The sequence below is a fragment of the Clostridium guangxiense genome (assembly GCF_021043395.1).
In the GTDB taxonomy this organism is placed as follows: Bacteria; Bacillota; Clostridia; order Clostridiales; family Clostridiaceae; genus Clostridium_S; species Clostridium_S guangxiense.
In genome coordinates this window covers 1-9,194 of sequence record NZ_JAJNKE010000069.1, presented here as the reverse complement: position 1 = coordinate 9,194, position 9,194 = coordinate 1, and the positions used below count along the sequence as shown (strand labels likewise).

Genomic DNA, 9,194 nt, shown 5'->3' with positions numbered 1-9,194 from the left:
TTCTTCCGTTACTCAGTTTAGAAATTTATGAAGAAAAGAATAGCCCTTAGTGGCTATATCATTATTATACTAGGAGGCGCTTACATGATCGAAAATGAAAAATTCCGACTAGCACTTTCCCAAAACGGAAATGTAGAATCTCTTGAGGTAAAGGGAGACCCTTATAAGATGAATTGGGTAATTGATGAAGCATATTTAAAAGAAGTTGGATATACATCGTTAGAAAAGTTATTTGGTCATTTTGATTTAACAATTAATGGTTCAACTTATACAAGTATGTCTGTTAAGCCAATTATTTGTGAAATAGATGAAAAGATTGACGTTACATTTGATTTTCCTAAAGCAGTTGTTTATTTAGAATATGATTTAGGAAGAGATCAACTGGCGTTGAATTGGAATATTCGTGTGAAAAATAAACTTAATTATAAAGTAAGACTTGAAAATTTTGGCGTTTGGGCATCTTTCGCCTATGTGATGTTCCGTGATAAAAATGTATTGCGTAATATTCATAATTCTGCAGCGGTTTTTCCTTCAATTTCTACCAATTTTACAAAAATTAATACTGTAAGGAGAGGAAATGTCGGAACAAATTTAGGAGTTTACCAAACAAGTGGAAAAACATTATCTGTTGGAACCTATTGTGAGTACCAGAATTTGTTTTTTGAAAACGTTTCTCCTTCATTGGATGGTGTGGTTTACCACAAACTTATTCTTTCAGGTGGTTATCCTGAGGACTTTAATAGTCGTGATTGGATTTATTCAAAAGAACAAATTGAACTTGAAGCAAATGAAACGAAGAAATGGAAATATGCAATTAAACCAAACGAATCAAAAGATGAATTTTATGAAAATGGTTTCATGTTAGGACATCCCAAAATTAAGTATGTTCCGCTAAACGTATTGGGAGACTCAACACGTGTCGAGATAACATCAACTGTTATTAATCCACTTGTTTGTGCTGAAATTCATTATGTGGAACAAAATGAGGAGAAAGAAATAGATGTGTCAGATAAGTTAAAAACATTTGGCAATAAATCGGTATTAATTACTAGACTTCTTCATTTAGGTGAACACAAAATTGTTTTTAAGTTTGAAGACGGTTCAGAGGACTTTATTGTTATAAATGTCATGGATGACTTAGCAAAGGTAATTGAGGAACGTACTAAATATATTTGCGATACGCTTTATAATGGACCAGATGGAGAAATTCCATATGCTTTTCAACCTATTTCTAATCAAGGAGAGTCTCTTGGAAAATTAAATCTTGTATTGAAGAAAAATCTCCTAGGGAGGCTTGATCTAGAGCAAGTACGTAAAGTTGAAGCGAGTGCAGTGAATTATGTTCGCCCAAAATGGTTCATTGATGGGAATTTTAAAAAGCCTCGCAAGCTTTATGGTGAATTTTATAGGTGTATGGATTTTGAATATATTGGTCATTTGTTTTACTTATTGTCAGAATTTAATGGGGATGTTTTGCAATTAAATTCGCCAGAAATCTATTTAGAATGGGCAGCAGATGTTTTCAATTTGCGTGTAAATCCTGATTTGCATAAAGATGAGCGTGGAAAAGAAGAAGCACAAATGCTGGGTGTGTATTTTCTCTACATTAGGGATTTGTTAGAAAAGCTCAAGGCACATGGATTTGTTGAAAAGTATAATACAATTAAACGACTTTGGAAAAATACAACAAAGCGTGTTAATGAACGCAGTTTAAATTATGCTTCAGCCATCACAGAACACTATTTTGACAATGCAGGTTTTGGACCAGCTGCTGGCGCCTTAAGTGAATCTGGATTGAAGGAAGGAGCAATGCGTTATGGAGAACTCATTTTGGCGAATATCGGATATTCAAATGATTTTCGTGCACAAAATCCGGATCGCTGGTGGGAAGCGCTAACTTATATGATTCACTCACTTTGGGGTGGTGTAACTGCGTCAGCTGCTTTTAAGGTTTATGAGTTTTTGAAGGATCCAGAATATTTGAAGGCAAGTTATCGAGCAACAGCAGGTATTCTTTATTGTTATGATACTCATTCAACAGCAACACTTTCATTAGGCAAAGGAATGGCAGGATCAACGTATGCCGTAGCGGGTCCACATATTAATCGTCCAGATCTTTCACGTGAGCGTTTTGGACAGGCAACTTTTTTTAGAGATGGTGGAATTTTTGCTCGTTTATTTACAAATGATGACCAAACTCCTGACTGGGATATGGGTGAGGAACTTGTTGCATATCTTGATGGCTTTGGTCAAAAAACGTTTATACTAGTTTCTTACGATGAAGTGGAAGTTATTAATGGAACGTTTGAAAAAAACGGTTCTAAACTAAAGGTGACTAGCTTTGCTCCTTACGCGAAGAAGTTTTATCTTGTAAAAGATGGTTTTACAACAGAACTTGATAATCCTGCAAAAGAGACAACAATAACTATAAGTTTGTAGATACACAGAGAAAAATGAGGTTTGAAATATTAGGTACTTGGTTAAACTAATTCTACTTTATGATGAGGGAAAATAATGTATATTATAAGTACTTTCATAGGAAAAGGAGACTTAAAAATGGCCGAAAAAATCATATCTATTTCGATGCCACCATTTCCAGATTTTATTGAAGGAAATTATATTACGTTTCAAAAGGGGCAGTTACATCCGAACAGATGTAATCTTGGATATTTTGATATGTTGTTTATAAAAAGTGGAACACTCTATTTGGAAGAAGAGGGAGATAAATACGAAGTAGGAGCGAATAAAATGCTCATTCTCTTACTTTACAAAGTACAGAGGGTGATGATGCAGCTGGTATTTGGAAAACAGAAGAATTGTTTCTGCGTTTCTTGCAGTTTATTGAAAATCAAGGAACCTATAAGAGCCGCAAGGCAAGTATCGCAGAAAAAGTGTTGCTTTATCTTGAAAATAATTTCCATCAAAAGATAACTACGCAAATTTTATCAAAGGTATTCCATCTTCATTGCAATTATATTGCTGAATCCATGAAAGAGATTTTTGGAAAAACTGCAATGGAGATGCTTACAGAAATTAGGATGAATGCGGCAAAAAAATATCTGCTTCGCACGGATAAAAGCGTGGAAGAAATAGCAAGACTTGTTGGATACAGTACAGATGTTTATTTTTCAGGACAATTTAGAAAACATGAAGGTATTTCTCCAAGTTATTATCGTAAGCAGTACAAATCATAGGTTTAATTAAATTTCATTTTTAAATGTAGTTACAACCATGAAAAGGCTACGACAGTTAAAGATACTAAAAATTAAGAAAGGAGAATGTATATTGAATTGATTAAATTTGATATACAAGAAGATATGAATAAAAAAAACAACAAACTTACGCTTATTAATAAACTTGCTTATGCAAGTACAGATACAGCTGGAAATCTATTGTATTGTACCTTGACAAGCTTTGTCCTTTACTTCTACACAGATGTATTTGGTATTTCAGTTGGAGCAGCAGGCACGATTTTGTTAATTGCTAGAATTTTTGATTCTTTTGATGCGCCTATTTGGGGACTTATTATAGATCACACCCACTCAAAGTATGGCCAAAGTAGACCTTGGTTTTTGTGGCTATCGGTGCCATTTTCACTCTTTATGATTCTTTCATTTGTTACACCAGACTTTTCTACAGGGCAAAAGGCAATTTATGCGCTAATTACGTATCTTATAACAGGTATTCTTTACACAGGAATTTCAACACCAATTACTGCGATTTTGCCAAATTTAAGTAATGATTCCGATGAACGTGTTAAGCTAAACTCCTATCGAATGATCGGTGGTAATTTGGGGTATTTTGTAACAGCTTCATTTACCTTACCTCTTGTTGCGTTTTTCGGTAAAGGAAATGCTCAAAAAGGATTTTCAATTACTGTTTTAATCTACGGAATTTTATTGCTGCTTTGATGTTCTGGTTCGCTTTTGTAAAAACAAAAGAAGTTAACACTGTTTCGGAGCAATCCTTACCAATTCGTGACAGCTTTAAAGCTATAAAATCAAACTGGCCATGGGTAATCATTGTTTTGGGAAACATCTGTTACTGGTTGGGAAATACAGTTCGTACATCTACCGTTTTCATTTGTATGGTTACCAGCAATTTGTTTTCTTCTAGGAGCGCTAATAATGATCTTTTATTTTAAATATGAAAAGAATGAAGAAAGTGTTAGACAAGAATTGCAAATGCATAGAGGTTCAGTTAATACTAAATAATATAAGCATTTTAGAAAAGATAGATTTAAAGGGCTAAAGTAATGCAGGTGATTTTAGATTATATTAGTTAGAATCACCTGCATAAAGTTATACAGCACTTAAAGTTAAAAAAGTGTATGTAATGCCGTCTGCTTCGTGTTTTTCATTTTTAAGTATTTTGTAATCGCTCATATTAAATTTAGGAAAGTAAGTATCTCCGCTTTGTTTTAAATGTACTTTTGTAAGATATAATTTTTTGCAGTGTGGCAAAAATTCTTCATATATCTTTCCGCCACCTATAATAAAAACCTCATCTTTGCAATCTTCATATTTGAGAATCTCATCTATATTATGAACTATTTCTACATTATCATTGTCATAATTATAGTCCATATTTCCTGTTATGATTATATGCTTTCTATTTGGAAGAATTACAGGTAAAGATTCAAAAGTTTTTCGGCCCATTATAATTGTTTTGCCTGTGGTTAATTTTTTGAATCTTTTTAAGTCCTCAGGTATATGCCACGGAAGTTTGTTATCTTTGCCAATAACGAGGTTTTCATTAAGGGCTGCAATTATACTTAGCATTACACAGCCACCTCCATATTTATTTTATCATGATGCTTATAATCGATAAGTTTTATGTCGTTTATTGTAAAGCTGTAAAAGTCTTTTATTTTAGGGTTTATCCAGAGCTTGGGAGCATCATAAGCTGCATCTTTTCGAGTGAGCTGAAGTTTCATGCCTTCTACTTGATTTTCATAAATATGAGCATTATTTATAATATGAGTAAATATTCCAGGTTTAAACCCTGTTACTTGTGCAATAAGATGAACTAGAACAGCATATTGGCACATATTGAATGGAACACCAAGAGGAAAATCTCCACTTCTTTGAACAAGCATACAGTTGAGTTTGTTGTCTGTAACATCCCAAAGTGTTTCGTAGCAGCAAGGCTCTAAAGCCATATCTGGTAAATCTTCTATGTTCCAAAGAGATATTATCATTCTTCTATTTTGCGGATCAGTTTTTAATGTGTTAATCAATTTATCAATTTGTTTAAATTTTGCTACTTGATATCCATAGGCCTTTCCGATGGTTCCGTCATCTCGCATCCATTCATCCCATATATGAACATTTTGAGCCTGCAATCTTTTTACATCATTCGATTGATCTTTATATATCCAAAGAAGTTCTTTAACGGCTGTTTTAAAAGCAACGAATTTTGTTGTTAGTATTGGAAAAGCTTCAGATAAATCAAATTGCATAGTTTGATGAGGAAGTTTATATGTAGCTATTCCAGTTCTATTTTGACTATAGTATCCGTTCTTTAATATACTTTCAACTATATCTAGATATTGATTATCGGCTATATTCATTTTAAGTTCCTCCAATTGATAAATATTTTTTATAATTGTAGAAGGATAATGGGATGATGCCCAAACCCCGTGTTATTAGTTAGTAATTATCTTCAGTATTTTATGTTGCTGGGAGAGAGACTTTTTATAATTATAGAAGGATAATGGGCAATGCCCAAACCCCGCGTATGATTATATAAATGGTATGTGCCTAGAGTTTTGCTTTTGTACAATGCCCATGTGTGTGAGTGCTGGGATCAAAAGTTGAAGCAGTAAAACCAGTAGGATAACTTCTATTGGCAGCATAATAGTGTTTTTAATAATGCTTGTTGTAAAAAAGTAAAGATAACCTTTGTTAAATAGAAATTTGCTCCAAAGGCAACCGAGACCTACATGAATACCATAATTCACGATAAATTTTGCAAGAAAAACTCTTAAAATTGTAATACGACTGCGATACAAAAAGAGTCCATAAATGAAGAATTCAAGCATTGTAGATAACGTATATCCTGGAAAAAAAGTTCCGGAAGGATGAATTACAAAACCTAATATATCATAAATTGCGCCAACAAATAAACCAGTAACGGACCCGAAAATTAAAGCACCAAGAGAAAGTACTAAAAATACAAATGAAATATGAAGGTTTTCTCCTACAGGGATATAAAAGGAATTAAGTACAATACTAAGTGCTATTGTTATACCTGCAAAAGTAAGAGTACGTAATTTTTTTAGTTCTGAAGATGATGTAACCCAATATTTCAATGTAAAGATTGAGAGAGCCGGTTTTTCCATAAAAATACCTCCTTAAAATATGGCATATTCATACAGCCACATAAAGAAGGTAAGAACTCCGATATGCAGCAGCGGGATGCGGTAATTGTACGGCAAACCATACTACTTGGTTTTTCGTCCCGAAAGCAACTCCCCGTCTTTCAGGCACGTAACCCACAACTACCTACTCTGCCATGTATTTTAACTAATTATATAATATTAATATATAAAAATCAAGACAAGCAATATAATGTCATGTTATGTATATTAGTGTTAAATATCTTAAAACTTAGTGAAGTAATAGTATTAAAAATAGTTTTAATAAAATATTAAAAATTTTAGAAAAATATAATAAAAAGACTTAAAAATTTCAGCTGTTTGAGCATTAGTGAGTTATTGAAAACTCTTAGGATTTTGATTATATTTATCTTAGGTTTGTTGGTTTTGCTTAACGTTCTAGAATATTGACATTGCTTCATTATGAATGATAGAATGAGGACAAACAGAAATTTGAAGGGTTAAAATTATAATGGTTATCGATGGTAATTTAAAAGAAAAAGAGGCTATGAAAGCTTTTTATAAAGGAAACAGAACAGAAGGTTTGAAATTGCAGGAAGAATTTGCATCGCAATTTCGAGAGGAATATAAAGAAAAAGATCATTGTTCATGCAAAAAGGCTTGTCGATATCATGGGAATTGTAAAGAATGTGTTGCAATCCACAGGGCACATCAGGAGCATCTGCCAAATTGTATGCGGCCGATTGTAAATCAAAAGCTTAAGCTTTTATCGGAACTTACTGAACATACGATAGCAAATGAAATAGAGCCACCAAAGGAAATTTTGAGACGAGAATAAAAAATCTGAATTTTGATTATAATGCTAAACGTTAAGCTGTTGCCCTAACAGGGGCAAGTTTTTAAATTTTTCCGTCTGGTGGCGTGTTCTGATTCTATGTTATTGATATTGTTCAATACTAGCACAATTACTTAATGCAACCAGAAGCATACAGATAATTGTAAAGGGAAGCATGCCTAAGTTCATCTGTTATTATTTCAGTAATCATGTTAATATGAACTCTTTTTTGCATTGCAAAGAGAATCATTCTGTAGTTTCTTACGGCATTTAATTCTCCCATTAAGGCTTTTTTTATGCCATCGCAATAGGATTTTGGTTTTTCAAAAGTTACGTCAGGCATAGTTTGTATAGGTTTGCCAGTTAGCTGAGAGTATATTTTTCTAAACATGCTATTATGTTTTCTTTCATCATTTCTTATTCCTGTTATTATATTTTTAGCTTCTTGATTTGGAGCTACTTTTATTAAATAATCATAGAAGAGCTCATCCTCTCTTTCACCGCTTACGGCATTTTGAATTGACTTTAGAGCACCTGGAAGGTTTTGAGGATAGGTATATGGATCTGCTGCCATTGGCATTTCATTTCTATACATATCATCATATCCAGCATTAAAAGCAAAAGGACATTGATAAAAACAATTCATAAGTTTCCTCCATAAAAATGTATTACGATTCATAATATGAAAGTAATTGTAAAAATGTTAAATAATTTTATTATAAATTGTTAGGTATATAGTATAAACAGTAAAATTATTATATAATAATCATACGCGGGGTTTGGGCGGCAGCCCATTATCCTTCTAGAGCCTCAAGAAATTGCTGTCTTGGCAACACAAAATATTAATATCTACAACTAAACAAGAATCGCGGGGTTTGGACGGATATTAAGATGTGTTTTATCAAGTTAATAAGGATAAATGAATTCCATCCCAAACTATAGAGGTGATTGTTATTCTTTTAGACAAACTATATGTACTACAAACTGCTGAAAGGAGAATGTTAATTGTCTAAGGTTATTGGTATTGATGCAGGAATAAGTACTACTAAAATAGTAGGTTTTGATAAAGGTGAAATGTTTAGTCCAATGTTTGTAAAAGCAAGTGATCCTATTTCATGTATTTATGGAGCTTTCGGAAGATTTATAAGTGTTAATAAGCTTAACATTTCTGATATTGAAAGGATTATGATAACTGGAATTGGTTCTTCTCATTTAAAAGAAAGAATTCATGGTATACCTACAGGAAAGGTAGATGAATTTGATGCTATAGGAAGAGGAGGGTTGTTTTTAAGTAAACTTGATAAATCGATAATTGTGAGTATGGGAACAGGAACTACTTTTGTAATGGCAGATGAAAATGGGGTTGAACATATAGGAGGTACAGGAGTAGGAGGAGGAACACTTTTGGGTCTCTCTAATATAATGCTGAATGTACGTGATTTTAATGATATTATTAAAACTGCTAAGGATGGTAATTTATCAAATGTAGACTTAAATATAGGAGACTTAATTAATGAAAGTTCATCAGAATTGCCTGTTTATGCCACTGCTTCAAACTTTGGAAAGATAAGTGATTTAGCATCTAAGGGAGATATTGCTCTTGGTATTATTAATCTTGTATTTCAAACAATTGGAGTTATGGCGGTATTTTCAACTAAAATATATGGAATAGCTGATGTTGTACTTACAGGCAACTTAACTGATGTCCCTCAGTCCAAGGGTATAATAAAAGCAGTGGAAGACATGTTTCATATAAAGATTTATACTCCTTTAAATGCTCAATTTGCAACAGCCGTGGGTGCTGCTATAATGTATAATCAAGGAATTGAATTTAATGAAATTTAACTTTCATAGTTTAAAAATATTGCGAAGTAATATTGCTTTGCAACATTAAAAAAATTCTATAAATCTAAGGTAAAAAAATCATAAAATCCTAAGATACTTCAATAACTCGCTGTGCGCTCAGACAAATTGAAATATCTAAGTATTTTATGATTTTTTTACCAAGATTTATTAGAA

10 protein-coding genes and 1 riboswitch are annotated in these 9,194 nt (G+C 32.7%); of the genes, 6 read left to right on the top strand and 4 right to left on the bottom strand.

What is annotated here, in order from left to right; translation table 11 throughout:
* The first annotated feature begins 84 nt into the window (after window positions 1-84).
* The 4 genes from LQK79_RS20240 to LQK79_RS20225 all read left to right on the top strand — a co-directional run bounded on the left by LQK79_RS20240 (window position 85) and on the right by LQK79_RS20225 (window position 3,911).
* Window positions 85-2,439 (top strand): hypothetical protein, encoded by a 2,355-nt coding sequence (locus tag LQK79_RS20240; protein ID WP_053243205.1) that lies wholly within the window; start codon window positions 85-87, stop codon window positions 2,437-2,439.
* 117 nt (window positions 2,440-2,556) lie between these two features.
* On the top strand, window positions 2,557-2,931 hold the full coding sequence (locus LQK79_RS20235) for a hypothetical protein (protein WP_231017686.1): 375 nt from the start codon (window positions 2,557-2,559) through the stop codon (window positions 2,929-2,931).
* Window positions 2,892-3,194, top strand: coding sequence for a helix-turn-helix domain-containing protein (locus LQK79_RS20230; protein WP_278279675.1), 303 nt, complete (start codon window positions 2,892-2,894; stop codon window positions 3,192-3,194). The genes LQK79_RS20235 and LQK79_RS20230 overlap by 40 nt, the downstream gene beginning before the upstream one ends.
* An 84-nt stretch (window positions 3,195-3,278) precedes the next feature.
* Window positions 3,279-3,911, top strand: a complete 633-nt coding sequence (locus LQK79_RS20225; RefSeq protein WP_231017683.1) for an MFS transporter — start codon at window positions 3,279-3,281, stop codon at window positions 3,909-3,911.
* Window positions 3,912-4,301: 390 nt separating this feature from the next.
* Here the strand turns inward: LQK79_RS20225 and LQK79_RS20220 are convergent, their stop codons facing one another.
* The 3 genes from LQK79_RS20220 to LQK79_RS20210 all read right to left on the bottom strand — a co-directional run bounded on the left by LQK79_RS20220 (window position 4,302) and on the right by LQK79_RS20210 (window position 6,343).
* Complete coding sequence (locus LQK79_RS20220) at window positions 4,302-4,781, bottom strand: dihydrofolate reductase (protein WP_053243201.1); 480 nt, start codon at window positions 4,779-4,781, stop codon at window positions 4,302-4,304.
* Window positions 4,781-5,572, bottom strand: coding sequence for a thymidylate synthase (locus LQK79_RS20215; protein WP_053243200.1), 792 nt, complete (start codon window positions 5,570-5,572; stop codon window positions 4,781-4,783). The genes LQK79_RS20220 and LQK79_RS20215 overlap by 1 nt, the downstream gene beginning before the upstream one ends.
* A 171-nt stretch (window positions 5,573-5,743) precedes the next feature.
* A complete protein-coding gene (locus tag LQK79_RS20210) occupies window positions 5,744-6,343 on the bottom strand; it encodes a folate family ECF transporter S component (protein ID WP_231017681.1) in 600 nt (199 codons plus the stop codon).
* Window positions 6,344-6,410: 67 nt separating this feature from the next.
* Window positions 6,411-6,516: riboswitch (THF riboswitch) on the bottom strand.
* 335 nt (window positions 6,517-6,851) lie between these two features.
* On the opposite strand from LQK79_RS20210, the gene LQK79_RS20205 reads away from it, so the two are divergent.
* Window positions 6,852-7,178: a hypothetical protein gene (locus LQK79_RS20205; RefSeq protein WP_053243197.1), complete on the top strand. Its 327-nt coding sequence runs from the start codon at window positions 6,852-6,854 to the stop codon at window positions 7,176-7,178.
* 127 nt (window positions 7,179-7,305) lie between these two features.
* Here LQK79_RS20205 and LQK79_RS20200 read toward each other — a convergent pair whose 3' ends face one another.
* Window positions 7,306-7,821, bottom strand: a complete 516-nt coding sequence (locus LQK79_RS20200) for a ferritin family protein (protein WP_231017679.1) — start codon at window positions 7,819-7,821, stop codon at window positions 7,306-7,308.
* Between the two features lie 359 nt (window positions 7,822-8,180).
* Here LQK79_RS20200 and coaW point away from each other — a divergent pair, with 359 nt between their 5' ends.
* A complete protein-coding gene (coaW, locus tag LQK79_RS20195) occupies window positions 8,181-9,020 on the top strand; it encodes a type II pantothenate kinase (RefSeq protein WP_053243195.1) in 840 nt (279 codons plus the stop codon).
* Window positions 9,021-9,194: the final 174 nt, after the last annotated feature.